The sequence below is a fragment of the Planktothrix sp. PLAVEN19ND genome (genome assembly GCF_057220675.1).
The window spans coordinates 4,042,455-4,069,025 of record NZ_CM170132.1; the positions used below are offsets into that span (position 1 = coordinate 4,042,455).

Sequence of the window (26,571 nt, forward strand, 5' to 3'; positions counted from 1 at the left end):
AATCGGTCAATATTCTTACTATAATCGGGAACAAATATCTAAATAACTCTCATGAAACGAGAACCAACTAATTCAGTTCATTAGCTAATTTTTCCTTAATTTTTTGCATCTGTTTATTGTCAAAATTACTATCAACAACCAGACACTTAAAACTGTCATTCAATTTGGTTGGAATATTTTGTTTTGCATAATTATTTTCAATTCGTTTGATTGTGTCTTCAATAACCTCTTTTGATGCGTGGCTTAGAGTCTGTTTTACCTCATCTATTTTTAAATCTTTTAATATTTCAATCAGTTTGACCATAAAGGGTTCAACAAATTTTTCTAATACACCATGTCCATAGCAAAATTCTAAAATTTCTTTTTCATCTATCAAATATTGTTCGGTTAATCGTTTTTTTATTTCAGGAATATCATTCTCAACGGTTGAGTTATACCAAATTTCACCCATTTGACTTTTAATAGTTTGTAATTTACTATCCACTCTATCTGCAATACTTTGATATAAAATACTTTCATCTCCAATATGATCAAATTGAGTACCTTCAAAACTCAAGATTTTTTCAAATTCTGTATTATTTATCAGATGATCAAATTTATTGCATTTAATTTCTTTGAAGTATAACCAAAAGTAAAATATAAGAGAAATGTTTAGAGAAATATTTTCAAATAAACTCTTAAAATCATAGCTTTTTATTCTTAAATCTTTGCATATTTCATTTAATGATATATGATTACACTGGAAATTTTCTTTGCTATGAACAAAAGTATGGTAAATATAGTCAGCAATATACCAAGCATTATTTTCGTACAAATATTCACAATCACTATCAATACAAATAATAAATTTTTTATCAACAAAATTTTTAAACTTTTTCAAAATATCTTTTCCTCGTGTCCCTTTTGGCGTGGGATTCGGGAAATCAATTTTATCTTTTAAATTCGGTTTGACATTTTCAATAATACACTCCCAAAATCTTTCATCATAAATATCTTCAACCAATATAGAAAGATCACATCCTTTATGAAAAGCATCTGCTTTCATTCTTTCAGCAAGTTCTTGATAATCTTGATCTCTTATCATCTTACCTCTTAAAATTTAATTTATTTAAGTATATATCATTAGTTTTTATTCCATAATAGTTTCGGGTTTCTTCAAGTAATGTAATTTCATCCTTATTTTTGGCTTTCCCAAGCAAGGTGCTGAAAGTTATAATATCAGGATATAATTGCAGTGTTTCGTTGTTACTTACATTTTGAATAAGCTTAATACCTTCTTCAACTGTACTAACTTTTTTCATTAAAGTGTTAAGAGTTATATCATTAGGCTTTACATGAGATAATAGACTGTAAATTTGTTGTTCCATTAAGTCGAAAATATCTTTTGCATCTGAATAACTATTAACTTTTGAGATCAGAGTAGTAAATGTTATTACATCAGGATAAATCTGATTGTCTCTCAAAAAACCTAACAGTTCAATACATTCATCTTTTGTAAAAGAAGTATATGTATTGATTTTGCGATTAAATTGATAAAGCTTAGCTAATCCACTTCCTGAAAAACATTTAAAATCATTTTTTATATTTTCTACACACCCTTCTGATTGTGTAGTTTTTTCTGTAATCCTAGGACTTTCTATTGCTGCTCCCAAAGGGGATCGAATTTCTTCAATCCTTGTTATTTTTTCAATCCATCCTTGATAATAAATAGTTGGTGAATGGGTTGTTGTAATAATTTGACAATTAGGATTTATTTGTCTTATATGTTCAATCAAAAGCCTTTGCCAATCAATATGCAATGAGATTTCAGGTTCATCCATTAATAATACATATTCTTTTCTGTCTTGCAGTAAAATCTTTAATAAGATAATCAATATTTGTTTCTCGCCAGATGACAGATTTACTGGTGAAATTGGTGTCTGCATACCTGGTTTTAGAAAGTGAAATTCCTTCTCATCAAAAATTTTTTCGGTATCGCTGAATAGTTTAGTTAGGATATCAATAAATATTTTCTTTGGCTCATAAATATCTTTGATTCTATCTAATTTATTTCGTCTTGTTTCATCGTCATTTTCTTTAAATGCTTCTTCAACTTGATTTGATAAATCTCTTTGGTAAGTAACAAATTCTTGTTTTAACTTATCAATTTGGTAATCAAGTAATGTAATATTTGGATTTAAACTTTTTTCAATTACATCAAAAGTGCTAACCCATGTTGTATTCAATGTGTAATCACTACCTTCCTTCAGCCCTGTTATACTTCTATTTTCACTATCAATTTTGATGACAACATCATTTTCTAACTCAATGATCATCTCATCTATAGGATCAAATAACCTAAAATTCAATTTACTGTCTTCAATTGGCAATACGGCTTCGTTAAGCATTTTTAGTATTGTTGATTTCCCTGAACCATTTTTGCCAATCAAAACATTTACGTCTTTATTAAGTATCCATGAAAAATCTTTTCCCCACAAATTTTTAATTTCAATTTTTCGTATATACATAGTCTTTTTGTGTTTATGAAAGTATTTAAAATTTGGCTAAAAAATTATTATCACAACTTAGATTGTATACAACATCCTCATATTCCGTATGTTAAACGATACATTACAGCAGATTACCATACAAAGTCAAGCGAACGGACAATCTAGCTTTTAGCACTTAATATTCAATCCCCCTAACCCGCGCTTAAAAAAGGGGATTTAGGGGGATCTAATCTAGGATGTAATCAGGATTTCTAGGGTTAAATTCACCCTCAGAAACTTAAAACGGCCATTTCCAGTTAACAATTTCATCTTTGTCAATGCCATGTTCATGGGCATAATTGACATTTTCGATGATCGCATTTTTCATCCGTTCCCGGACATAAGCCGCCGCCGAACCCAATTTAGGAACTCGGTCAATTACGTCTATAACCAAATTAAAACGGTCAACTTGGTTATTAATTGCCAACTCCAAGGGAGTATTAATATTCCCCTTCTCTTTGTACCCTCTAACGTGCATATTCGCGTGATTTTTCCGACGATAGGCTAACTTATGAATTAACCAAGGATAGCCATGGAAATTAAAGATAATCGGTTTATCTGTGGTAAACAAACTATCAAAATCTCGGTCGGATAAACCGTGGGGATGTTCCGTATCCGGTTGTAACTTAAATAAATCGACAACGTTGACAAACCGAACTTTTAGATCTGGAATTTCTTCGCGTAAAATTGCCGTAGCTGCGAGAGATTCCATCGTTGCCACATCCCCGCAACCGGCCATAATTACATCAGGAATATCAGGATCTTTTCCACAGTCATCACTGCTGGCCCATTCCCAAATTCCAATCCCTTTGGTACAATGTTTAATGGCTTCATCCATGGTTAAAAATTGTAGATGTTTCTGTTTATCCGCCACAATCACATTGATATAATTGGTACTCTTTAAACAATGATCGGCAACGGATAATAAACAGTTAGCATCGGGGGGTAAATAAATCCGGGTGACACTGGCACTTTTATTTGTTACCACATCTAAAAATCCCGGGTCTTGATGACTAAACCCGTTATGATCTTGACGCCAAACCGTTGAAGATAACAGTAGATTCAAAGAAGAAATTGGCGCTCGCCAAGACACTTCATTTTTACAAATATCCAACCATTTCGCGTGTTGATTGAACATGGAATCAATGACGTGGGCAAAGGCTTCATAGGTATGGAAAAATCCATGGCGTCCGGTGAGTAAATACCCTTCTAACCAGCCTTCTAAGGTATGCTCACTCAGAATTTCCATTACCCGGCCATCGGTTGCCAGTTCACCGCCATCTAAATCCTCTGGTAAAAAGTCTCCTAACCAGGTTTTTTTGCTAACCTCATATATCGCATTTAAACGATTAGAGGCCGTTTCGTCCGGGCCAAATACCCGGAAATTTTGTAAATTATTCCCCATCACATCCCGCAGGAATTGTCCTAGGGGTTTGGTATTTTCCACCCCGGACTTACCCGGATATTCCACAGGCACACCATAGTTCCGAAAATCAGGCAACCGCAGGTCTTTGCGCAGCACACCCCCGTTAGCATGGAGACTGGCACTCATTCGCTTTGTACCCTGGGGGGCCAAGGCTTTTAGTTCAGGAATTAAACGGCCATTTTCATCAAACAGTTCTTCGGGTTTATAACTCCGCATCCAATCTTCCAACACCTGGAGATGGGGCGGGTTGGTGGTAACATCGGCCATCGGGACTTGGTGCGCCCGCCAGAACCCTTCTACTTTATGACCATCAACCGATGCCGGGCCTGTCCAGCCCTTGGGACTGCGGAAGACAATCATCGGCCACAGGGGACGTTTAGCCACTCCCGTTGACCGAGCTTCGGCTTGAATGGCTTTAATTTCAGCAATGGCTGTTTCCAGGATATCGGCCATTTTTTGGTGCATCAAGGCGGGGTCTGACCCTTCGACAAAATAGGGTTTATAGCCATAGCCTTTAAACAGGGCTTCTAATTCTTCATGGCTAATCCGCGATAAAATCGTGGGGTTGGCGATTTTGTAGCCATTCAAATGCAGAACGGGTAACACCGCCCCATCCCGAATCGGGTTGAGAAATTTGTTAGAATGCCAAGCGGTGGCTAAGGCTCCGGTTTCCGCTTCTCCGTCTCCCACCACGCAAACGGAGATTAAATCGGGGTTATCGAACACAGAACCGTAGGCGTGGGATAAACTATAGCCTAACTCGCCCCCTTCATGGATGGAACCGGGGGTTTCCGGGGTACAGTGGCTGCCAATACCGCCGGGAAACGAAAACTGTTTAAAGAATTTTTGCAGCCCCTCGGCATCTTCGCTGATATTGGGGTAAATTTCTGAGTAGGTTCCTTCTAGGTAAACTGGAGCCAGGACTCCGGGCGCACCATGACCCGGGCCAGCTAGATAAATCACATCCAGGTCATACTTTTTAATCAGTCGGTTGAGGTGAATGTAGATAAAGCTCAACCCGGGACTCGAACCCCAATGTCCTAATAACCGATGTTTGACATCTGAGGGTTTTAGCGGTTCTTGTAACAAGGGATTTTCCCGTAGATAAATCATGCCCACGGCTAGGTAATTACAAGCTCGCCAGTAGGCATCAATCTTACGCAGTTCGTCCTCACTCAAGGAGTTACTCGTCTCAATGGGTCTATCTGGTGCAGATACCATAAGTCCTGACTGTTATAAAGGGTTTTCGTTGTTTAAAAATTGAGACCATAAGATATTGTTAAACGGCGATTTGCGGTTTGATTGATACCATTAGGTCAAAATTGCTTTAAATGATAGCACGGGTTTTTGAGTTTAGAGAGAGCCTATTTTTATTCTTACTATTTTTTTAAGATTTGATCGCAGCTTAAATGTTAACAAAAGATTAACATTTAAGCTGGAAAGGTTAAGGATTCTTTGATCATCTGATATATTAAGCCAGTAATCATATCAAAATTATGACTATTACATTGTATTTTTTACGACACGGAGAAACCACCTATAGTCAACAAGGCGGTTATTGTGGAAATTTAGATCCCGAATTAACCGAAAATGGCTTAAAAATGGCGGAGCAATTTGCCCAATCTTATCATAATTTATCTTGGACGGCAGCCTTTGTCAGTCCAATGAAACGAACGATTACTACAGCAAAGCCCTTAGCTGATGCGGTGGGTTTAGAAATGCAATTTCGAGAGGGTTTAAAAGAAATTGCCTATGGAGAATGGGAAGGAAAACTTCCCCAAACCGTTAATGAAAATTACCATGATGATTATGTTCGCTGGTTAACTGATCCGGGTTGGAATGCACCGACGGGAGGAGAAAAAGGAATTGATATTGCTCGCCGTTCTTCCCAGGTCATTCAAGAAATTGAAGAACGTTATCCATCGGGTAATATTCTAGTTGTATCTCATAAAGCCACGATTAGAATTATGTTATGTGAATTATTGGGAATTGATATTGGCAGATTCCGCGATCGCCTTGCTATGCCGACAGGAGCCGTTAGTGTAGTAGAATTATCTGATCGCGGGCCGTTATTACATACTTTAGCGGATCGTTGTCATTTAGATAAAACTTTACGGTCTTCTGTTGGGACTTAAAATAGGGATTTAAAGGATTAATCTAATGACAAAAAAGGTTAAATTACAATCAAAATTTTACTTAACTTATCCTATGAAAATCTTAGTATTAAATGCGGGTTCAAGTTCTCAAAAAAGTTGTCTGTATGAAATTAAAGAATCAGCATTACCCGACTATCCGTTACACCCGATTTGGGAAGCAAATATTGATTGGACAGCTTCCACAGAATTGGGTTTAATGACGGTCAAAACTCTAGGGGGGAAACAAGAATATTCCTTAGATTTAAAATCTAAACCAGAGGCGATCACCCAAATGTTTAATACCCTAATTACTGGAGAAACAAAAGTTTTAAATAATCTTTCCGAAATTACAATAGTTGGTCATCGAGTTGTGCATGGAGGTTCAGAGTATTCAGAAGCAACATTTATTGATCAAAAAGTAAAGTCAACAATTCGAGCCTTAATTCCCCTCGCCCCCAGTCATAACCCCGCCCATTTAGAAGGAATTGAAGTCGTAGAAACCCTATTAGGAAATGTTCCCCAAGTAGCGGTTTTTGATACGGCATTTCATCGAAAAATGCCCGATTATGCTACGATTTACCCCATTCCTTATCAATATTTTCAAGAGGGAATCAAACGTTATGGATTTCATGGAACTAGCCATAAATATTGCGCTAAACAAACGGCAAAAATCCTGGGAAAACCCTTAGAATTCTTAAAATTAATTACCTGTCATTTAGGTAATGGATGTTCCTTAGCCGCGATTCAAGATGGGATTAGTATTAATACCACCATGGGATTTACCCCCCTAGAAGGATTAATGATGGGAACCCGAAGCGGTTCAATTGATCCATCTATTGTATTATATTTACAGGGAAAATATCAATATGATATTGATCAAATTAATCAAATTTTAAACAAAGAATCGGGGTTAAAAGGTATTATTGGGAAGTCGGGAGATCTGAGATATATTTTAACCGAAATCAACGCAGGAAATGCTCAAGCAAAACTTGCTTTTGAGATGTATATTCATCACTTAAAAATGGGAATTGGGCAAATGTTAGCCAGTTTAGGCGGTTTAGATGCGTTAGTTTTTACCGCCGGAGTCGGAGAACACGCCGAAAAAGTTCGAGAAGTTGTTTGTCAAGGATGGGAGTTTTTAGGCTTAAAATTAGACTTAGAAAAAAATGCCTCTCACCCGGTAGATCAAGAGATTTCAACCCCTGATTCACAAGTGAAAGTATTAGTAGTTCATACAGAAGAAGATTGGGCGATCGCTACTGAATGTTGGCATATTTTTAATTTATAGTAGGCTACAATCCACAGGGAATAAAAGATTTTAACCGATGGGTTTGAGCATCGGTTTATGTCCTAAATTCCCTGAAAATTGCTATTTTTTATTGCTGATTAAATAAGGAGATAATCTAATCCAATTATCGTGATCGCTCAAAATGCAGATGGATTCCCGCCTACGCGGGAATGACATAATAAATCACATAATATTTGATAACAAGCTCCTGTAATTCCCAACTATCCAATCTCCTATCATTCCCAATTATCCAATCTCCTGTCATTCCCAACTATCCAATCTCCTGCAATTCCCAACTATCCAATATCCTGTCATTCCCGCGAAGGCGGGAATCCACAAACACCCATGAAAAACTACTTTATTTATATACTTGCCAGTAAAAGAAACGGTACACTTTATATAGGTGTAACCAACGATTTAATCCGGCGAATTTATGAACATAAGAATGACTTCATTGAAGGCTTTACCAAGAAATACAAAGTCCATAGACTAGTTTATTATGAACAAACTGAAAGTATAGAAACTGCTATTGCTAGAGAAAAACAACTTAAGAAATGGCGTAGAGAGTGGAAAATTACCCTGATTGAAAATATGAATCCAACTTGGGAGGATCTGTATGAAAAATTATGATCCTGTTTTGGATTCCCGCCTTCGCGGGAATGACATTCTCAAAGCATGATATTCTCAAAGCATGATATTCTCAAAGCATGATATTCTCAAAGCATGATATTCTCAAAGCATGATATTCTCAAAGCATGATATTCTCAAAGCATGATATTCTCAAAAAAAGATGAAGGTTTATCTTTCCTAACAAGATAAAATCTATGTTCAACAAACCAGGTTTCTATTAGGGTTTAACCCCATGAATAACTTGTAAACTTCCCCCCGCATAAAGTTTTGGAGAATTGACATTAAAGCCAATTTGTGATAGTAATTGAACCATATCTGTTTTTAACAATTGCCAAGCTGTTTCGGTTTCAAATAACCAAAGAAACATGGCTACCCCCGGCCAAAATATTGGATTAGTGGGGGAATGGAAATCAACCAGGGTAAAAATTCCCCCCGGTTTAAGTACCCGGTAAACCTCATTGAGAATTTGTTGCAACTGTTCCGGGTTCATTTCATGTAACGCAGCGCTGGTATGAACGAGATCAAAGCTGTGATCTGTAAAGGGCATATTTTCCGCAAACCCTTCAACATATTGGGCTTGAGGAACATTATTTCGGGCGCGTTTGAGGGACAACGGAGAGGCATCTAAGCCAGTGACATCTCGGGAATACTCAACTAACACCCCCGTTGCTTGCCCACTTCCACAGCACAAGTCCAGAATTTGGGTTTCCGGTGTCAGGGTCAACCCCGTTAAAGCTAACTCCCGAAACCGACGTTCACCGCCCACACTCAATGCCGCCAGTCGGGAAATGGTATCATAGAGCCATTGATAGCGGTAACTTAGACTTCTGAGGATAGTTGCCATATTGAGAACAATTTTTTTGACATCCTCCCCGCCGTAAACGGACGGGGACTCCTCACCACGCCACCTTTTTAGGATGGTCGCTGAATGGGGTTGACGCTTCGCAGACTGTTGCTACTTTAAAAGCAGTCTTACACTGTCTCCACGTCCGTTTTAAGTCTCGGAATGCCCTCCCGCGACTTAAGTTTAACCTCGTTCACTAAGTTAAACTTTTTGTTGAATTTGTTGATTAATGCGTTCAAGGTTGGGCTTACCATTGCCTTACATCCGCTTCCCCAGTCTCCTTCAGGCTCGGTTTCACATCTCTGTAGATGGTATATCGACTGCAAAGTTGGGCGGGTTTTTTAAGACCAACACTACTCTAGCACAAAACCGAGTAAAAAGCCGTCGTTGAACGACGGGGTTTTAAACCCAAAATTTTCGATAATGAAAAGATCGACTAACCCACAAGGACACTATATTATTAAGAGAGTTAACAAATCTTAGGATAGGAAGTATCCGCTATGGGACGAGTCGGAGTCTTACTGCTAAATCTGGGCGGGCCAGAGCAACTGCAAGATGTTCGCCCCTTTTTGTACAATCTATTTTCAGACCCAGAAATTATCCGTTTGCCCTTTGCTTGGATGCAAAAACCTCTGGCTTGGATAATTTCGACTCTGCGCTATCAGAAGTCCCAAGAAAATTATAAGGCGATCGGGGGCGGTTCTCCCCTGCGGCGAATTACAGAAGAACAAGCCATTGCCTTACAAGGGTCTTTACAGGAAAAAGGTCACGATATCCGGGTGTATGTGGGGATGCGCTATTGGAACCCCTTTACCGAAGAAGCGGTCACCAAAATCAAACGGGATCAAATCGAACAGTTAGTTATTTTACCTTTATATCCACAATTTTCAATTAGTACCAGTGGTTCTAGTTTTCGAGTTTTAGAAAAACTTTGGCAACAAGATCCCAGTTTACAAAAAATTGATTATACAGTGATTCCCTCTTGGTATAGTCGTCCGGGTTATTTACAAGCCATGACTGAATTAATTGGGCAGGAAATTGCACATTGTGAACAACCCGAACAGGTACCCATTTTCTTTAGCGCCCATGGTGTTCCGGTGAGTTATGTCGAGGAAGCTGGAGATCCTTATCGGGATGAAATAGAAGGCTGCACGGCGGCCATTATGCAGACTTTAAACCGTCCTAACCCCCATGTTCTCGCCTATCAAAGTCGAGTTGGCCCGGTGGAATGGTTACAGCCTTATACCGAGGAAGCTATTCTGGAACTTGCCAAAGAAGGGGTTAAGGAATTAGTCGTAGTTCCCATTAGTTTTGTATCGGAACATATCGAAACTTTAGAAGAAATTGATATGGAATATCGAGAACTGGCTGAAGAAGCTGGGATTGAAAAATTCCATCGAGTTCCGGCATTAAATACCCATCCCATATTTATTAATGATTTAGCAGAAATGGTAATAGAAGCCTTAGATGCTCCTAATATTAAGTTCTCCGATGTGGCACATCCGGGCAAAAAAACCAAGATGTATCCTCAAGAACGTTGGGAATGGGGACTCACCACCACCGCCGAAGTTTGGAATGGTCGGTTAGCTATGTTAGGAATGATCGGCATATTATTAGAAATTATTACCGGACAAGGCCCCTTACATTTCATTGGGTTGCTGTAAAAGGGGTTTGGGCGTTTGGCTGTTGTGGGTTGGCGGTTGATAGTTCATCTTTGACAACCGCCTTAGTTTAAGAATTTCAGTCCCGCAAGCGGGATTATTTTAATTGAAACGTATTAATAGTTTACAACCTAAAAGCACCATAGGTTTCGGCATAACTTTTCGTCTGTTGATAGAGAGTCGTCAAAGTTTCCCGCAAGCGCGTTTCATCCTGATAAATTGCACTGACTTCTGTTAATAACTCATCCAATGGAGGACGCAAAATTACTTGACTTTTTCGCACAGGTTCCCCCTGAAGTAAGGTATCAGCCACTTGCGTCGCCTTGGTCAAAATATCACTAATCGGAGCATTAATATCTGGCTTTAACTGATCATAAATTGCCTGGGTAAAATGCAGATTGCTGAAAATTTCCCCATCACAAAACACCAGTCCCACTAGATGATTAGTCATGGTTCCTGTGCGCGATTCCTGTGCGCCATAACGCCGCGTTCTTAACAAGTTTCCTAACACATAAATAAACCCTTCACTTGATGATTTTTTTTGAAGATAGCGATCGCATTTTGGAAAATGAAAACGCCCTGCTAAGTAAGCCGCCAGGGACTTGCCATCTCCGGTGGCTGAGGTGTTAAAAATAATCTCTGCGGGGCCATCAAGCACTTGGGCGCAGGTTTTCACCTGGTGTACGGACAAAGGACAGGGAACCTCTGGATTTTTACCAAAGTTCGGGGCCTGCTGTTCGACTTTGCATTCACCCCGGCATCCCAAGGGACAGCCCTGGGCATCGGTGTTTTGCTGAGAATATAAAGGAAGTAGGGTAATTTTCACGATTCCCCCTAGAATGGTGACGGGTCGTTTATAGTTGTTAATAGACCGATTATGGCACAGGCTTATTCAATGTGCAAGTACAAAAATTAAAATGGCTCGGAAAAAAGAAACCATTACACTGTCTATTCCCCCAGGAACGAAGGAGCAATTAGAGGCGATCGCAGCTAAATTTCAGATTCTATGGGGCGATCGCCCTAGTATATCGGGCTTGTTAGTGGCGATCGCCCGTTCAGAATTGGAAGTCGGCGATCGCTTTACCCTCAGTTCAGTGCAAGTACAATCTTTGGAGCAAGGGACGAAAGCTCTAATTGATTCCGGTTACATTAGCGAAGCCCAAGCATTAATGGCCCTGCTCCTGGAACGGGGAAATCTGGCTTCCCCCCTGCGTCAGTCCTTTGTCCAACAGATCAGTCACTCCCTCCCGGCTTGGCGGGTGTTACTCGATCAGCAAATTGCCCGTCGCCAACCCTTTCGCCTCCTCTACCGAGATGCCCAACAGCGAGATTGGATGTATACCGTCCGTTATGCCAAAATTTGGCCCAGGGAAAAACGCCTCTATTTGGAGATTTGGAGCGAGGAAACCGAGGGCAACCGGGATTTACCCGAATTAGCTCATAACCGTTCTTTGCGTCTGGATCGGATTACGGATCTGAATATCCTCCCCGGGGAGGGGACATGGCGAGACGATTTAGATTTTATCGAAGTGTACTTGCACTTCAAGGGGGAACTGGCGAATAGCTACGAATCCAAACGGGACGACCTCAGCAAAAAACGAGAGGGTGATATCCTGATTGTGGTGCGTCAGGTGTCGAACACCTTTTGGCTGATCCGCGAGATTTTGGCCTATCGCTCCCTGTGTGAAATTGTTGCCCCCGAAAGTGTGCGCGATCGCCTCAAGCAAGAAGCGCAGGCCATCTGTCAACAATACGATTAGCAATCAGACGGGTAGAAGCGAGATTCCTTTCACCCGTCGTACTTTTATATTAGTTCCGGTGTGGAAATGGGGTCTTCCACTGATACGGGGATAGAAGAATATCCCAGTGCCAGAATTTTTCGGATTTTTTTTGTTCGGAAATAGGGATATTCTAGTGTTAACAATAATTTTGGGAATGGAAGAAAGCCCTGAAGGGCTTACTACGGGGTTATACTACAATTATAGTTTTCATAACTTGCTTAAAAAAACCTATGCAACTCACTGAACATCATGCAGATCGCGTTGTTTTATACAATATTAGTTGGCAGCAATTTGAAAATCTCCTGATTGATTTAGGACAAACTCGCGCCACTAGAATTGCCTATGATAACGGAACTTTTGAAATTATGACCCCCTTACCCGAACACGAATATTATAAAGAAGCAATCGGAATTTCTATTCAAGATATTGCCGAAGAACTAAACATCAATTATGAAAGTTATGGTTCAACAACTTGGAAACGGGAAGCACGGTTAGCCGGAATAGAACCTGACAACTGCTTTTATTTTCAGAATGAAGCTAAAATTCGGGGCAGATTAGAGCTTAATTTGAATCAAGATCCCCCTCCAGACTTAGCCTTAGAAATTGATATGACCCATAAATCTTTAAATCGATTTCCGATTTATGCTCGCTTGGGAATACCGGAAATTTGGTGTTATGATTCCGGCGAATTAAAAATTTACCAACTCCAACAGGAAACCTATAGAGAAGTAGAAACAAGTTCGGTATTTCCGATACTGCGGGTGCAAGAAATTCCAACTATAATTGAGCAATATCGTCTTGATGGGAAGCTGGCAGTACGGCGGGCGATCAGAAATTGGGCAAGACAATGAAGATCAAGCTTCCAATACTTGTTCCACCGTTAACACTAATTCTGGGAATATCTGAGAGACAATTCTTTCATTTCCTCTAAATTCTATCTGTTCATAGAATCCCTCCACTAAGGTTAAAATAGTTATTTTTTGCTCGGTGGGATCAACAATCCAATATTCAGAAATACCGACCACACCATACTCCGAACGCTTAAACCGATAATCTCGGGTTCGAGATTCAGGACTTACAATTTCTACGGCTATGATAGCGGATTCGATCACCGCAGATTGATCAAAATTGGAGATTTTCTCTCGGTTAATCACACAAAGATCAGGAATTCTGGAACGATTAACAGAAGTTCTAACTCCAATCCCTGATAATGTTTTCCAAGGTAAACTAAGCTGTTTAATTTGTGTGGTCAACACATCGGTTAAAAAGCTAACGATAAACGCATGACGAAATGTGGGTGGGTTCATCAGAATTAATTCTCCATCTTCCAATTCATAGCAGTTATCTGTGTCGTCGTCATAGATTAGATATTCTTCAAAAGTTAGTTGATTTTTAATGGTTGTTTGAATCATAGTTTTCCTTGCAGGTGAGTAGTTATCTTCAATTGGCGATCGCTTCAATTAACTCATTATTCTACTTCAAATGGCTTTTGTTGGTGTAGCCTTATGTTTTAACCTGTGGGAAACTGGATACTGTCAATCATAAAGCTATCCGATGAATATTATTCCAGCCATTGATTTATTAGACGGACGCTGTGTACGGTTATATCAAGGAGATTATAACCAAGCTCAAACTTTTAATGAAGATCCGATTGCGGTTGCTCAAGACTGGGTAGAACAAGGAGCAACCCGTCTACATTTAGTGGATTTAGATGGGGCAAAAACCGGACAACCCACCAATTATCATGTGATTGAAGCGATCGCTAATACCATTAAAATTCCGGTGCAAGTCGGGGGAGGATTACGCAATCGAGATAACGTCGCTACCCTCTTAAATTTAGGCGTGGAACGGGCAATTTTAGGAACTGTTGCCGTTGAAAATCCAAAATTAATCGCGGAATTATGTGCAGAATTTCCGGGTCATATTGCGGTGGGAATTGATGCGAGAAATGGCAAAGTTGCCACGAAGGGATGGCTAGAAACCTCGGAAGTTTTAGCGACGGATTTAGCCGAACAAATGGCACAATTAGGGGTGGCTGCTATTATTTATACGGATATTCACCGGGACGGAACCCTAACGGGGCCGAATCTGGAGGCGTTACGAGAAATTGCCAATATTGTTGCAATTCCCGTGATTGCTTCTGGGGGAGTCAGTTCGATTACGGATTTATTAAGTTTATTATCCCTGGAACCGTTAGGGGTCACGGACGTAATTGTCGGACGGGCGATCTATACCGGAGATATTAATTTAAAGGAGGCAATTCAAGCCGTCGGTCAAGGACGATGGCAAGATGTTCCCCCAGATTTCGGTAACTCGACTTTTGCTTAAAATTTAGGGTTGAAATATTTCTACAGAACGGGTTTAGACTGGCCAGGCTTTAACCCGTTCTTGTTGCCATTGAAACGGGAAAAACTCTGCAATATATTGAGTGGCATCGATGGTATTTAAAGGTTTTGAGAATAGAAATCCTTGCCCCCATTCACAGCCTAATAGGGAGAGTTGATTCAGTTGAGATTTGGTTTCAATCCCTTCAGCTACCACATCCATTCCCAATCCATGAGCTAAGGTAATAATTGTTCTAATTAACTCAATTTCTTTTTGATTTGAACCAATACGATTGATAAAAGAGCGATCAATTTTTAAGGTATCAATCGGAAACTCATGGAGACGATTTAGAGAAGAATATCCCATGCCAAAATCATCAATACAAAATTGAATCCCCAATTTTTTTAACTGTCTCAGGACTTCTATATAATGAGATCCTGTTTTCAGCAATGAGCTTTCTGTAATCTCAAATTTGATTTGATCACTTTTAATCTTAAAGTCTAATAATAGTTTTTGGACTTGTTCAGAGAAACAAGGGATCATCAATTGTTGAGGTGAAACATTAACATTAATTGCAATTTCTGAAAAACCAGGGAATTGTTCTTGCCAAATTTTAATTTGATTTAAGGCTGTTTTGATCACCCATAATCCTAACTCAATAATTAATCCCGTTTCTTCGGCAACAGGAATAAATTGATCTGGGGGAATCATTCCTTTTTGGGGATGATGCCAACGAATTAGGGCTTCAAACCCTAATTTTCCCGAGGTGGGAAGGGAAAGAATCGGTTGATAGTAGAGAGAAAATTCTTGATTTTGAATCGCCCGTCTGAGGTCATTTTCTAACTGTAAACAATAGATGGCTTTTTGTTGCAGTTCACTGGTTAATAGTTGATAACGGCCTTTGCCATTAGCTTTGGCGGAATACATCGCTAAATCTGCATCTCGCAAAATATCTTCGGGGTAATCATATCCAAAATGGCTAAATGTAATTCCGATACTTCCCCCGATATAGACTTCGTATTGATTCAATTTAAAAACAGGATTCAACACCTCTAAAATATTTTGAGCAATGGTTATTACTTCTTGATTATCGGTAAAATTTTCCACAATAATTACAAATTCATCGCCACCTAAACGGGCAACTTTCAGGTTGGGGGTTAAGCGGGATTCTAACCTTTGAGCTACCTGTTGTAACAGTTTATCCCCTAATAAGTGACCCAAACTATCATTAACAACATTGAAGCGATCTAAGTCTAAAAATAAGACCCCATAGCGATAACTTGAGTCAGTTTTAGTTTGTTCAATTAAGGTTTGAAGCTGATTAAGACACCAAGCCCGATTCGGGAGTCCTGTAAGGAGATCATGATAGGCTTTGTAGTGTAATTGTTGTTCTCTATCTAATAGTTTTTTCTGGGCTTGTTGTAATTCCTGTAAGGTTTTTTGCAGTTGAGTGGTACGTTCTTCTACACGTTGTTCTAGTTCCAGATTTAGTTGACATAACGCTTGTTCTACTTGCTTTTTTTGATGAATTTCATGCTTTAATTGGGTATTTAAAGTATGAAGTTTTAAGTGCAGATTAATTCGGGCTATAATTTCACTTTGAGCAAAGGGTTTGGTAATATAATCCACGGCTCCTAATTTTAATCCTTTGACTTTCTCTTTGGATTCACTTAAGGCGGTGATAAAAATAATCGGGATTTCTGCGTAGGTTGGATCAGCCTTCAAATAAGCGCAAATCTCAAATCCATCCCAATCCGAGATCATAATATCTAATAGGATCAAATCTGGGATTTTTTGACTGATTATTTCCAGCCCGGTTTGTCCATTTAAAGCTGTCCAAACTTCAAAACCGGCATAATCAAGAAGCTCAGACAATAAATCAAGATTGATTGAATTATCATCAATAATTAAAATTCTGTTCCTGGGTTTTACAGAGGTATTCATAACAACTATACTCCTATGGGATATGCTTCAACTCAGCCGGAATTTTGCTGGAAAAAGATATAAGTTTCAACGAGGTTTTAATTCAGCACTGATATGAAAAGTGGAGGATGAAATTTTCGATCCTCAAGGATTTCTAAGCTTTTTGTTGCGATGTCACTTGTGAGACTTAAGGGGGGGGGTAGCTATAGAAAACCGTCAGATAGATGCACAGGATCAATATCAAAGGCAATTACGAGTTTTTTAATGATCCGATAGTTGACTCATGTTTACAGATCTTAATTAATTAGTTAACACACCCTAAGAATAAAAGCAAGAATTGTCAAAAATTCTCCACCATAGAATCACACTTTTAGCCGTTAGCGGGTGTTTGAGATCAAACGCCCGGGGGACAATTGTGTGATGATGGAATCGGGTTGTCCTGTGATCAAGTTTGCGAATCGTTTAGCTAACGGGGGAATAAACACCAATGGATTACTAAACCCTGAAAACATAAAGATTCGATCAAAATTTGCCACCGTACCAATTAAGGGTAGACTATCGGAACTAAAGGCTACTAAACAATGATAGCAAATTGCGGGTAAATTAGCTAAGGCGGGTAAAATTGTAGCGATTTCCTGACGAATTAAGGCTTCACTTTCAGCGAGGTTTACCGTCGCATTAACATCGCTTAAAGCCCGAGAAGGTTGACCGATTCTGATCCGACCATCGAGTAACCCGGCGGCACTTTTATCGACCATAAATGGGGTTAATTCATGACCGGGTTGTTCCCATAAAGGTTCTAATTCGGGTTGGGTGGCTTTGGCTTCGAGTTGGAAACGTTCCATGGTCGCAGACATGACAATGGTTTGTAATTTTAAATCCACGGGTGGGGTTTCTAAAATTTCGGTATGGGTGAAATAAATCGGAACAGAAATCCCGACATTTTTGAATAGCTGACGGGTGAATCCCCCCGCACAAATTGCCACATTTTCAGCTTGATATTTTCCTAAACTTGTGATGATATTAACGGCTTGATTTTTAAGGGGATTAATCTTTAAAACTTGATCGATAATTTGGGTTCCCCCTAACTTTTTAAAGGTTTGAAGATATCCAGTATTCAGATGTTCTGGGGAAATTTGACCATGACGAACGGTAAAGGCACCACCGATACCATTAGGATTTAATAGGGGTTCTAATTCACAGGCTTCTTGAATGGTGATTAACTCAGGGGGTGTGGCAAAATTGCGATAGTTTTGAGCCAGAATTGCTGGATCAATAGCGCGATTATAGGGTAAGATTAAGTCTAATTCTCTTAACTCCGTATTTACCCCTAATTCTTGGGATAAAGTTTGGTGATATTTTTTGCCTTCCTCGCATAAGGTTCGGGTGAGTTCCGTTGTTCCTGACCAATAGGCTAAACCGCCGTAGCTATAGCGAGTTGCATTGTTTAACATAGGATTTGGATCTAATAAAAGTACCTTAAATCCTTTTTTAGCTAATTCATAACTGAGTGCAGAACCTGTAATTCCAGCCCCAACTACAATCCAATCATAAGTGTTCATGGAATTTTCTTGATAGCTGTAAAATTTTTAGTAGACTCCCAATCTAGTATACAATCAATGCTGATTCTATACAATTTATTTAAAATTCCTATAGGGTTGAATCAGATTAATTATTTTATATTTGAAATTTTAAAGTAAAACTGTTTATAATAAAATCAGTTTTAACACTCAAATGGTAAGAGTTATGATTCATAATTGATTCATAATTTCTTAACAATAAACCTAAATAAGAGTTTTACAATGTCTAAAACACAACCCTATCAACCTTTATTTCTGAGAGTTTCCCATGCTTTAAATGCTTTTTTGGTTCTGGGTGCTTTCTTGACTGGATTTTTGGTTTATGATAGTTACGATCGGCGTTTTGGTGGCTTAGGATTAACCGAAGAAAAGCGCAGGTTAATTGATATTCATGGAACCTTTGGATTTTTCTTGTTGTTTGTTTATTTTGTTTTTGTAGTTTATAGTTTAATAGCCCAAAGAAAAAAGTTAATTCAAGGAAATACTCTGCAAACATTAACTAAAATCAATAAACCTGCTTGGTGGTATACCCTACTTAGAATCAGTAATACTTTAGCTTTAATTGCGGTAGCATTATCAGTGATTTCAGGAAAGTTTCAACAAGAAGATTGGCTTCCGAATGGAGAATTTAATCACCTATGGTATTTTGTGCATTTGATAGCTTGGGTGATGATTTTATTTTCAATTATGATTCATATTTTAATGGCAATTAAAGTCGGAGGTGTGCCCCTAATTATTTCTATGTTTAATACCCATTATCAACCCCAGGATCATCCTAAACTCTGGTTTGGGAATGTTAGAAATTGGTTTTATCGGGTTTTCAATAAATAGGATCACGGATTTAAGAGGATTTCACGGATTTCACGGATTTTCATCTGTGTTAATCTGCGTCATCCTTTTAAATCCGTGATCCCGTTTCCTAACAATATTTAGATATATCTTCGTGACATTCATCAGCCAAATAACACAGTGCACGGAAACGTAATCCGGTAAATTGTTCGTATAAAGGATTCAGTTTACACATCGGGGGAATATGAACAATTTTGCGTCCAAATATGATCAAATCTCGTTCAAAAGGGCACTGAGGGGGAATCAATTTACAGACAGCATGAGCAACTTTAGAATCATGAATTTCCAACTCATCTAACCAATGTTTAACCGGGGAGAGAACATCGAGAGAATGATCGTCATGGGAGTTGCGATCAATACAGACCTGGGGTGACTCCCCCGATTGAATTTGAGACAAATCTTGTAAGGTTTTTCGCAATGTATCTAAGGCCTCAATTTTGAGGTTTAATGCTTGACAAAATTGATGTAATAAATCATCCTCACAAATGGAGTAAATTCCATCGGCTAAGGCCACCATTACAGCCGTTCTTAGGAAGTTTTCTGCCAGTTTAGGATTAGTTCCTAAAACAGCCCCCAACTCCTCGGGTGAAATGGGCTCTAAACTATCAACATCAGTCACAGCAACTAATTCATCATGGGTTAACGCATCAATTAACTGATGTTCTTCCTCATCAAAATTGCCATCCGCCCAAGCCAGGGTTAAAAGTCCACGCATCCACGCCAGACTTTGTTCTGTAGTGTATGGAATTCGGGATGTGGTAGTCATAATTTTCCTTTTGGCAAAATCTCCACTTGAATGTAGATTGGTCGAAAACCTGTCCGACCTGATACATTCATTCTTAACATACTCAGCTATTTTGTTTTGTATTGGGGCTGTCGGCCAAACAAAAAGACTAAGCTTTTCTGCTTACTCTTATCCTAACCTCAACCGGAAGTTATTTAACAACTCCCCCCAAGCAAAACCAACGCCATAGCGAATGCAACGGCGTTGGAAATTTCACACAATCAAACAATTTCTCAAGGTGAAGGGATCAGCTACTACCTGTGAAGATAACTTCAGGAAATTTGGATTGAGCTTCGCTTATGGGGCGATTTCTGCCTTCTTCTTGCCAATAATTGATCACTTCGGTTGCTTTATTCAGCAATTCAACTTGATCCGGTTCAGAAATCCAATGTTTGGACTCCATTTCCGTTTTCAGTTGTTCCCAAGCATCGTTGCGGGGCCAGAAAAAGTAGGAGGTTAAAGGACTTGTCCCCTTACCCACCACTTGATCCACCGCCAGGGCTACATTCTCATCTAGCCACAGAACTTTTAATACAAACCTTGACAATTACACCTCCGCTGTCTATCCCAGGCTCAAAAAAAATATTACAATCCTCTATGGTATCAGATCTTTCCCCGAATCTTCCATAACCTGTTAACGGAATGACTTTTTATCAAGATTTGCGTCGGTGTAGCTTTGGGGTGTAGCCTGGAGCATGGCATAAGTTCCAGGTCAACAGGATGAAAACGGCTATTGTTGTTTTTGATATTGATGGCGTCATTCGGGATGTCGGGGGTTCCTATCGACGGGCGATCGCAGATACCGTAGAACAGTTTACCGGTTCCTACCGTCCCAGTCTCACCGATATTGATGATCTCAAATCCGAAGGCATTTGGAATAATGATTGGGAAGCCTCCCAAGAGTTAGTCTATCGTTACTGGGAAGCCCAGGGACAAACCCGATCCCAGATTTCCCTCCCCTATCAACAGTTGATTGATTTTTTCCAGTCCCGCTATCGTGGCCCAAATCCCGATGAATGGACAGGTTATATTACCTCTGAGCCCCTACTGTGCACCCCTAAATACTTTCAAGACTTGACGGAAAATAATATTTCCTGGGGGTTTTTTAGCGGAGCAATGCGGGATGAAGCCCTCTATGTTTTGCAGGGTAAACTCAATTTAGGTGTTCCCGTATTAAGGGCGATGGAAGATGTCCCTGGAAAACCTGACCCGACGGGACTTTTTGAAGCGATCGCCGAATTGGAAACCGCAGAAAATCGACAAACTCCAGTATTTTATGTTGGGGATACGGTAGCCGATTTACACACAATAACAAAAGCCAAACAACTCCAACCCGATCGCCTTTGGATCGGTGTGGGAGTGCTTCCGCCCCATATTCAACAGGCTGCTCCAGAACGTCGTCAAGCCTATCAAAATAACCTAGAAACCGCCGGAGCAACGATCGTATTAAGTGATTTAGAAGCCCTAACTCCAACAAGAATTAAGGAATTAATACCTTATAAATAATCCCGTTGTTGCGCTTAAGCGCAATCTTATTTAATTATTTAATATGGAAAACGCCATTGATATTCTCATCCTTTCTAATGGCCCCGGTGAAATCACAACTTGGGTGCTTCCCGTTGTTAAAGCATTACGCCAACAGCTACAAAATCAACCGTTTCAGGTAAGAATTTCCCTAATATTATCTCCTTGTCCCAATGCTACCGGAAACGAAGTTAATATTGCTCGTGCTTACCCGGAAATTGATCGAGTTCAAGGAGCAGAATATTTTTGGCAATTTTTGTTATTTGGAAAAACCGCCGAACAGTGGGAATGGTACAAACAAGGTGTGGTTTTATTTTTAGGAGGAGATCAATTTTTTACTTTAATAATTAGTAAAAGATTGGGATATCGCAGCGTTATTTATGCGGAATGGGAGGCGCGCTGGTGGCGTTATATTGATCGGTTTGGGGTGATGAAACCGAATATTTTAGATAATATTCCCCAACCCTATCAAGCTAAGTTAGAAGTGATCGGAGATTTAATGGCGGATGTAACGGTATCGAGTTCCTCTGCTATGGTTTCCGATGATATTATGATTGGATTATTACCCGGTTCCAAAGCTATGAAATTAGCCCAAGGAATGGCATTAACCTTAGCAATATCTGAATATTTACATCAAAAACGTCTTCAACTTAGATTCGTTATTCCCGTTGCTCCTACCTTAGATTTACAAACCTTAGCCAAATTTGCCGATCCGAAATCTAATCCTATCATAGCACAATTTGGAGGCATTTCAGGAAAACTACACTTAGGAAATCCGGCTTATTTAGAAACTCAAAATGGGGTTAAAATCGAACTTTATACCCAATTCCCTGCTTATGATTTACTCTCAAAATGTCAGATTTGTTTAACGACAGTCGGAGCAAATACCGCTCAATTAGGGGCGTTAGCTATACCGATGATTGTGTTATTACCAACTCAACAATTAGATGCCATGCGGTCTTGGGATGGTATACCGGGAATGTTAGCCAATTTACCGGGCTTGGGTACTCTTTTTGCTAAACTTATTAATAGATTAGTCTTAAAACAGGGTAAACTTTTTGCCTGGCCAAATATTTGGGCGAAACAGGAAATTGTTCCCGAATTAGTGGGAGAACTTCAACCGGAAGATATCGGAAATTTAGTCTTAAATTATTTAGACCATCCCGAACAATTGGAAGCCATGCGTCAGCGTTTACAACAAGTTAGAGGAAACCCCGGAGCAGCCCAAAAATTAGCAAATATTGTGATTAAGGAATGCTTAAAAATCACAACCTAGAACGATGTTTTATTTTACCCAGATCTTTACAAATCATTCAATAACCTGGCTTTGCGTAAAATAAACATTAACACCGTATTCAACCTACCTACTTAGAAAACTTTATGAAAACTTCACAAAATTCTCACGAATACATATAATATATGTATGCAAGTTGAATGGAATCCTGAAAAAGCTAAAAGCAATTTACAAAAACACGGGATCAGTTTTTCTGATGCTGAGGCTGTGTTGTTCGATCCTTATGCACTTTCTTTTGAAGATCAATCAGCACAAGGTGAACAGCGATTTATTGTTATGGGGATGGATCACCTTTGGCGGTTGCTAGTAGTAGTCTATACCTATCGAGGTGATAACATTCGCTTAATTTCTGCCCGTCCTGCTACTCCTAAGGAGAGACGTGAATATGAAACCGGAATATGATTTTGATCAGGCTAAACGGGGTGCAATCGTCCCACAAGAAGGTAAAACTCGCATTACTATCTATATTGATAATGATATCTTAGAAGCGTTTAGACAAACAGGAGACGCTGAAGGGAAAGGTTATCAAACAATGATCAATCAAGCGTTACGACAATATCTTGATCAAGCCAAACTTCCCTTAGATGAAGATACACTACGCCGGATTTTTAAAGAAGAACTGCGGGCTGTAACTTTAACATCAGCAGAAACCGAAACAATTTTTTGAGAATTAGTTAATCAATAGAGTAGATTACAAAACTATAACCCAAAAATCACCATGCAAATCACCCTTGAACTCCCTGATGAAATAGCAGAAAAATTACAGTCTGTTAATATTTCTCGGCGTATTTTGGAACTAATCACCGCCGATTATTACCGTCAGGGTCAAATTGGTGCTTCTGAAGTAAGACGAATACTCAAATTTTCTTCTCGTTGGGAAACCTACGAATTTCTTAAGCAAGAAAAAGCTTATTTACCTTATACTGAAAATGATTTAGAACAAACTGATGAAAAAACATCCCAAAAAGTTAATATCCTTTGGATAGATCAATAGTATTATTTAATATTAATCCCTCCTGACTATTTTGAATAGCTGTAATAATCTGAGGCACGACACAAGTGGGAATTGTTTTCGCCGCAATATGAGGAGTTATAATAATTTGGGGATGTGTCCAAAAAGGATGATTTTCGGGTAAAGGTTCGATTTTAAATACATCTAAACAAGCACCGGATAGTTGACCGGAGGTTAACGCCGTTAATAGGTCTTCCTCAACTAAATGTTTCCCCCTCGCCACATTAATTAAATAAGCGCCTTGGGATAAAGCAGCAAAGGTGTTTTGATTTAAAATTCCTGCGGTTTCCGGTGTTAAAGGTAATAAACAAACTAAAACCTCACATCCCCTTAAAAATAGCTGAAATTGCGCTTCTCCGAAAAAACAATTAATATGATCTAAAACTTTAGGTGTCCGACTCCAACCGCGCACCGAAAACCCCAATAAATTTAATTTTTGAGCAATATCTGAACCCAAAACCCCTAACCCCAAAATTCCGACGGTACAATTAGCCGTATTTCTAGGGGATAACCCCCGCCATAACTGTTGATTTTGTTGGATTTTATACTCCGTAAATTGACGATGAAACTGTAAAATGGCTGATAGAATATATTCCGACATTTGGGAGGTTAAAGATTCATCTATTAACCGGACAATGGGAATATCAGTGGGTAAATTTGGATCTCGTAAAATATGATCCACACCCGCACCCGTTGAGATAATTACCCTTAAATTAGGGAATTGTTCAATAACTCCCAAGGGGTGCATCCAGACTAAAACCGCGTCAATTTTTGCTGGATTTTTAACCTCGGGGTAAACTTCAATTTTTAGATCGGGTTGATAGGTTTGAATTGCCGAAATCCAAGATTGAGTATCTTCAAATTCCCCTAATAATAAGAGAGTCATTTTTTCATCCTCTAAATAGTGATTAACCATTTTTGAAACTCACGCCGAACAGAAATTCTACCCGATTTAATATTGTTTTTAATCAGTTGTGGTAGATTTTCTAATGCTATTTCAGGAAAAACTAAACTTCTAGGTGTTTGTTGATAATCTCCACCTTGTAGCTGATAAATTTTCAGTTTGTTTTGATCACAACGCCAAACTTCAGGAATACCTAAACGAGCATAAATTGAACGTCTGGGGAGAGATTTTTGGGTTAAATCAATTTCTAAAACCAAATCCGGGGGAGGATTTTCAGGTAAACTAATGGTTGATTTTTTTTCAATCGCAGATAGGTTTTGAATATAAAAACAACTATCCACTTCTAAACTAATTTGTAAATCCATTCGTTGCCATAAAACTGAACCCAAACAACGATAATTAATATTTTGTAAATCTAATAAAGCAATAATAAATTCTTCTAAAATTTCACGATACTCCTGATGTTCAGGTGAAGGAGTAATCAATTCTAAAGTTCCCTGATCATAAGCGAGGAGCGTCTCTCCATTTTTTTGCCGTTTAAACAGAATTGTTTCTAAGTCCTGCCAAGGGATATTTCTTAGGAGGATATTACCAGGATGGGAAGATTTAGACATTGGAGCAACAGGAAAACTATAGAATAATTTATGTGATTGTATCTGATCTTGGTACATCAATATAGACCAAAATGATCTAAAATGGGATAATCAACGTTTAATTATTTTGCTAAATTGTCCCATTTTAGGAGAAGTTGACTTATGCCCAAAGGGTCTTTTGCAGAATTCAACAGCACAACGACAACGCAAATCACTTTCTATTATGATGATGGTCATGAGGAGGCTTTTAACGTTCCAATTCCCCCGGGGGAATTAGTCCAGCAACTCCCCGAACTTTTACATCAAGCTTGGTTAACCTTTCACCTAGTTGATCAAACCGTGATGGTTAATATGGCTAAGGTGGAAAAATTGGAGTTAAAGCCGCCAGTACCCGAGTTACAAGGACAGGGAACTTTCTTCAATTCTCAACGGGTAACTGCTCTCCATCGGGGTGCGGTCGGTCGTTTAAAAATGACTGAATAAAGTTATTAAATAATCCCTAAAATTCGGTGATTTATGTCAACTGTGTCTTTAATTCGGACTGATTCTTATAACCCTCAAGTATTAGAAAAATCCCTGGAAACTTTACTCGAACCCATGGGAGGAATGACCGCTTTTGTGAAACCCGGCGATCGCGTTTTACTCAAACCCAATTTATTAACGGGAAGTCGTCCAACCAAAGAATGTGTGACTCGCCCGGAATTGGTCGCAGCCGTGGCTAAACTGGTGATTCAGGCGGGAGGAAAACCCTTTTTAGGAGATAGTCCCGCCTTTGGGAGTGCCCTGGGTGTTGCCCGCAAAAATGGTTATTTACCCTTAATTGAATCCTTGAATTTACCGATAGTTGAATTTAAGGGAAAACGCTATGAAACCGTTGGGGAAGGGTTCGATCATTTACGGTTAAGTAAGGAAGCCATGGAAGCTGACGTGGTGATTAATTTACCTAAATTAAAATCCCATGTTCAATTAACCCTAACCATGGGAGTTAAAAATCTTTTTGGTTGTGTCCCCGGAAAAATGAAAGCCTGGTGGCATTTAGAAGCCGGAAAAGATGTGGATCGGTTTGGGGAAATGTTAGTAGAAACTGCTCGAACAATTGATCCCAATTTAACGATTTTAGATGCCATTATCGGTCATGAAGGTAATGGCCCGAGTAATGGAGAACCCAAGGAATTAGGGATTTTAGCCGCGGCGGATCATGTATTTGCTTTAGATAGAACTATTGTTGATCTACTTCAGGTTGATCCGACTTGGGTTCCGACTATTATGGCGGCTCAACGCTTAGGATTATGTCCCGAATTAACGGAGATTAATTATCCTTTATTAACCCCTAAAGAATTACAAGTTTCCGACTGGAAATTACCTGCCGCTTTAGTTCCCATTGATTTTGGTTTACCTCGGGTTTTAAAGTCTAGTTTTCGACACTTTTATATTCGTTGGATCAAGGAACCCATGGAAACCTATACGAACCGTTAGCAGGAGGATTTTAA

The 26,571-nt window shown here is 39.2% G+C and carries 27 protein-coding genes; 15 read left to right on the plus strand and 12 right to left on the minus strand.

Annotated features, from left to right (window positions below; translation table 11 throughout):
• Nucleotides 1-67: 67 nt before the first annotated feature.
• The 3 genes from AC2D3N_RS17300 to AC2D3N_RS17310 form a co-directional block, all read right to left on the minus strand.
• On the minus strand, nucleotides 68-1,084 hold the full coding sequence (locus tag AC2D3N_RS17300) for a hypothetical protein (protein ID WP_484691613.1): 1,017 nt from the start codon (nucleotides 1,082-1,084) through the stop codon (nucleotides 68-70).
• Between the two features lies 1 nt (nucleotide 1,085).
• Nucleotides 1,086-2,507 carry an AAA family ATPase gene (locus tag AC2D3N_RS17305; protein WP_484691614.1) on the minus strand — a complete coding sequence of 474 codons (1,422 nt, stop codon included), beginning with the start codon at nucleotides 2,505-2,507 and terminating at the stop codon, nucleotides 1,086-1,088.
• A 259-nt stretch (nucleotides 2,508-2,766) separates the two neighbouring features.
• Nucleotides 2,767-5,175 (minus strand): phosphoketolase family protein, encoded by a 2,409-nt coding sequence (locus tag AC2D3N_RS17310; protein ID WP_484691615.1) that lies wholly within the window; start codon nucleotides 5,173-5,175, stop codon nucleotides 2,767-2,769.
• A gap of 275 nt (nucleotides 5,176-5,450) precedes the next feature.
• Here AC2D3N_RS17310 and AC2D3N_RS17315 point away from each other — a divergent pair, with 275 nt between their 5' ends.
• The 3 genes from AC2D3N_RS17315 (at nucleotide 5,451) to AC2D3N_RS17325 (ending at nucleotide 8,007) form a co-directional block, all read left to right on the plus strand.
• Nucleotides 5,451-6,089, plus strand: coding sequence for a histidine phosphatase family protein (locus AC2D3N_RS17315; protein ID WP_079678382.1), 639 nt, complete (start codon nucleotides 5,451-5,453; stop codon nucleotides 6,087-6,089).
• A 73-nt stretch (nucleotides 6,090-6,162) separates the two neighbouring features.
• Nucleotides 6,163-7,377 (plus strand): acetate kinase, encoded by a 1,215-nt coding sequence (locus AC2D3N_RS17320; protein WP_484691616.1) that lies wholly within the window; start codon nucleotides 6,163-6,165, stop codon nucleotides 7,375-7,377.
• 345 nt (nucleotides 7,378-7,722) lie between these two features.
• Nucleotides 7,723-8,007: a GIY-YIG nuclease family protein gene (locus AC2D3N_RS17325; RefSeq protein ID WP_079678381.1), complete on the plus strand. Its 285-nt coding sequence runs from the start codon at nucleotides 7,723-7,725 to the stop codon at nucleotides 8,005-8,007.
• A 217-nt stretch (nucleotides 8,008-8,224) separates the two neighbouring features.
• On the opposite strand, the gene AC2D3N_RS17330 is transcribed toward AC2D3N_RS17325, so the two are convergent.
• Complete coding sequence (locus AC2D3N_RS17330) at nucleotides 8,225-8,851, minus strand: class I SAM-dependent methyltransferase (RefSeq protein WP_484691617.1); 627 nt, start codon at nucleotides 8,849-8,851, stop codon at nucleotides 8,225-8,227.
• 500 nt (nucleotides 8,852-9,351) lie between these two features.
• Between AC2D3N_RS17330 and hemH the strand changes: the two genes are divergently transcribed.
• Nucleotides 9,352-10,515: a ferrochelatase gene (gene hemH, locus AC2D3N_RS17335; protein ID WP_079678379.1), complete on the plus strand. Its 1,164-nt coding sequence runs from the start codon at nucleotides 9,352-9,354 to the stop codon at nucleotides 10,513-10,515.
• 121 nt (nucleotides 10,516-10,636) lie between these two features.
• Here the strand turns inward: hemH and cas7d are convergent, their stop codons facing one another.
• Entirely contained in the window at nucleotides 10,637-11,338 is a 702-nt protein-coding gene (gene cas7d / locus AC2D3N_RS17340) for a type I-D CRISPR-associated protein Cas7/Csc2 (RefSeq protein WP_484691618.1), read from the minus strand.
• A gap of 91 nt (nucleotides 11,339-11,429) precedes the next feature.
• Here cas7d and AC2D3N_RS17345 point away from each other — a divergent pair, with 91 nt between their 5' ends.
• Nucleotides 11,430-12,272 (plus strand): helix-turn-helix transcriptional regulator, encoded by an 843-nt coding sequence (locus AC2D3N_RS17345; RefSeq protein ID WP_079678377.1) that lies wholly within the window; start codon nucleotides 11,430-11,432, stop codon nucleotides 12,270-12,272.
• Between the two features lie 251 nt (nucleotides 12,273-12,523).
• Entirely contained in the window at nucleotides 12,524-13,144 is a 621-nt protein-coding gene (locus AC2D3N_RS17350) for a Uma2 family endonuclease (RefSeq protein WP_484691619.1), read from the plus strand.
• Nucleotides 13,145-13,147: 3 nt separating this feature from the next.
• Here AC2D3N_RS17350 and AC2D3N_RS17355 read toward each other — a convergent pair whose 3' ends face one another.
• Entirely contained in the window at nucleotides 13,148-13,705 is a 558-nt protein-coding gene (locus AC2D3N_RS17355) for a Uma2 family endonuclease (RefSeq protein WP_484691620.1), read from the minus strand.
• A 142-nt stretch (nucleotides 13,706-13,847) separates the two neighbouring features.
• Here AC2D3N_RS17355 and hisA point away from each other — a divergent pair, with 142 nt between their 5' ends.
• Nucleotides 13,848-14,621: a 1-(5-phosphoribosyl)-5-[(5-phosphoribosylamino)methylideneamino]imidazole-4-carboxamide isomerase gene (gene hisA / locus AC2D3N_RS17360; protein WP_079678374.1), complete on the plus strand. Its 774-nt coding sequence runs from the start codon at nucleotides 13,848-13,850 to the stop codon at nucleotides 14,619-14,621.
• A gap of 33 nt (nucleotides 14,622-14,654) precedes the next feature.
• On the opposite strand, the gene AC2D3N_RS17365 is transcribed toward hisA, so the two are convergent.
• Both AC2D3N_RS17365 and AC2D3N_RS17370 read right to left on the minus strand, forming a co-directional pair.
• Entirely contained in the window at nucleotides 14,655-16,562 is a 1,908-nt protein-coding gene (locus AC2D3N_RS17365; protein ID WP_079678373.1) for a GGDEF domain-containing response regulator, read from the minus strand.
• A gap of 356 nt (nucleotides 16,563-16,918) precedes the next feature.
• On the minus strand, nucleotides 16,919-18,103 hold the full coding sequence (locus tag AC2D3N_RS17370; protein ID WP_079678372.1) for an NAD(P)/FAD-dependent oxidoreductase: 1,185 nt from the start codon (nucleotides 18,101-18,103) through the stop codon (nucleotides 16,919-16,921).
• A gap of 240 nt (nucleotides 18,104-18,343) precedes the next feature.
• On the opposite strand from AC2D3N_RS17370, the gene AC2D3N_RS17375 reads away from it, so the two are divergent.
• On the plus strand, nucleotides 18,344-18,952 hold the full coding sequence (locus AC2D3N_RS17375) for a cytochrome b/b6 domain-containing protein (protein WP_079678371.1): 609 nt from the start codon (nucleotides 18,344-18,346) through the stop codon (nucleotides 18,950-18,952).
• A gap of 88 nt (nucleotides 18,953-19,040) precedes the next feature.
• On the opposite strand, the gene AC2D3N_RS17380 is transcribed toward AC2D3N_RS17375, so the two are convergent.
• Nucleotides 19,041-19,736 carry a Mo-dependent nitrogenase C-terminal domain-containing protein gene (locus tag AC2D3N_RS17380; RefSeq protein WP_079678370.1) on the minus strand — a complete coding sequence of 232 codons (696 nt, stop codon included), beginning with the start codon at nucleotides 19,734-19,736 and terminating at the stop codon, nucleotides 19,041-19,043.
• Between the two features lie 265 nt (nucleotides 19,737-20,001).
• The gene (locus tag AC2D3N_RS17385; protein ID WP_079678369.1) at nucleotides 20,002-20,301 is read right to left on the minus strand and encodes a 30S ribosomal protein PSRP-3; all 300 of its coding nucleotides are present in this window, start codon (nucleotides 20,299-20,301) and stop codon (nucleotides 20,002-20,004) included.
• A gap of 173 nt (nucleotides 20,302-20,474) precedes the next feature.
• Between AC2D3N_RS17385 and AC2D3N_RS17390 the strand changes: the two genes are divergently transcribed.
• The 5 genes from AC2D3N_RS17390 to AC2D3N_RS17410 all read left to right on the plus strand — a co-directional run bounded on the left by AC2D3N_RS17390 (nucleotide 20,475) and on the right by AC2D3N_RS17410 (nucleotide 23,566).
• Nucleotides 20,475-21,260 carry a TIGR01548 family HAD-type hydrolase gene (locus AC2D3N_RS17390; protein WP_079678368.1) on the plus strand — a complete coding sequence of 262 codons (786 nt, stop codon included), beginning with the start codon at nucleotides 20,475-20,477 and terminating at the stop codon, nucleotides 21,258-21,260.
• A 43-nt stretch (nucleotides 21,261-21,303) separates the two neighbouring features.
• A complete protein-coding gene (locus tag AC2D3N_RS17395; protein ID WP_484691621.1) occupies nucleotides 21,304-22,554 on the plus strand; it encodes a glycosyltransferase family protein in 1,251 nt (416 codons plus the stop codon).
• Nucleotides 22,555-22,701: 147 nt separating this feature from the next.
• On the plus strand, nucleotides 22,702-22,974 hold the full coding sequence (locus tag AC2D3N_RS17400; RefSeq protein WP_079678366.1) for a BrnT family toxin: 273 nt from the start codon (nucleotides 22,702-22,704) through the stop codon (nucleotides 22,972-22,974).
• Nucleotides 22,958-23,239, plus strand: coding sequence for a BrnA antitoxin family protein (locus AC2D3N_RS17405; protein WP_079678365.1), 282 nt, complete (start codon nucleotides 22,958-22,960; stop codon nucleotides 23,237-23,239). The genes AC2D3N_RS17400 and AC2D3N_RS17405 overlap by 17 nt, the downstream gene beginning before the upstream one ends.
• 51 nt (nucleotides 23,240-23,290) lie before the next feature.
• Nucleotides 23,291-23,566 (plus strand): UPF0175 family protein, encoded by a 276-nt coding sequence (locus tag AC2D3N_RS17410; protein ID WP_079678364.1) that lies wholly within the window; start codon nucleotides 23,291-23,293, stop codon nucleotides 23,564-23,566.
• Here AC2D3N_RS17410 and AC2D3N_RS17415 read toward each other — a convergent pair.
• Both AC2D3N_RS17415 and AC2D3N_RS17420 read right to left on the minus strand, forming a co-directional pair.
• Nucleotides 23,541-24,470, minus strand: coding sequence for a 2-hydroxyacid dehydrogenase (locus tag AC2D3N_RS17415; protein ID WP_484691622.1), 930 nt, complete (start codon nucleotides 24,468-24,470; stop codon nucleotides 23,541-23,543). The genes AC2D3N_RS17410 and AC2D3N_RS17415 overlap by 26 nt on opposite strands.
• Nucleotides 24,471-24,481: 11 nt before the next feature.
• Complete coding sequence (locus tag AC2D3N_RS17420; protein ID WP_484691623.1) at nucleotides 24,482-25,102, minus strand: Uma2 family endonuclease; 621 nt, start codon at nucleotides 25,100-25,102, stop codon at nucleotides 24,482-24,484.
• Between the two features lie 141 nt (nucleotides 25,103-25,243).
• On the opposite strand from AC2D3N_RS17420, the gene AC2D3N_RS17425 reads away from it, so the two are divergent.
• A complete protein-coding gene (locus AC2D3N_RS17425) occupies nucleotides 25,244-25,564 on the plus strand; it encodes a hypothetical protein (RefSeq protein ID WP_079678362.1) in 321 nt (106 codons plus the stop codon).
• Between the two features lie 33 nt (nucleotides 25,565-25,597).
• Nucleotides 25,598-26,557, plus strand: coding sequence for an Npun_F2552 family protein (locus AC2D3N_RS17430; protein ID WP_484691624.1), 960 nt, complete (start codon nucleotides 25,598-25,600; stop codon nucleotides 26,555-26,557).
• The last annotated feature ends 14 nt before the right edge of the window (nucleotides 26,558-26,571 follow it).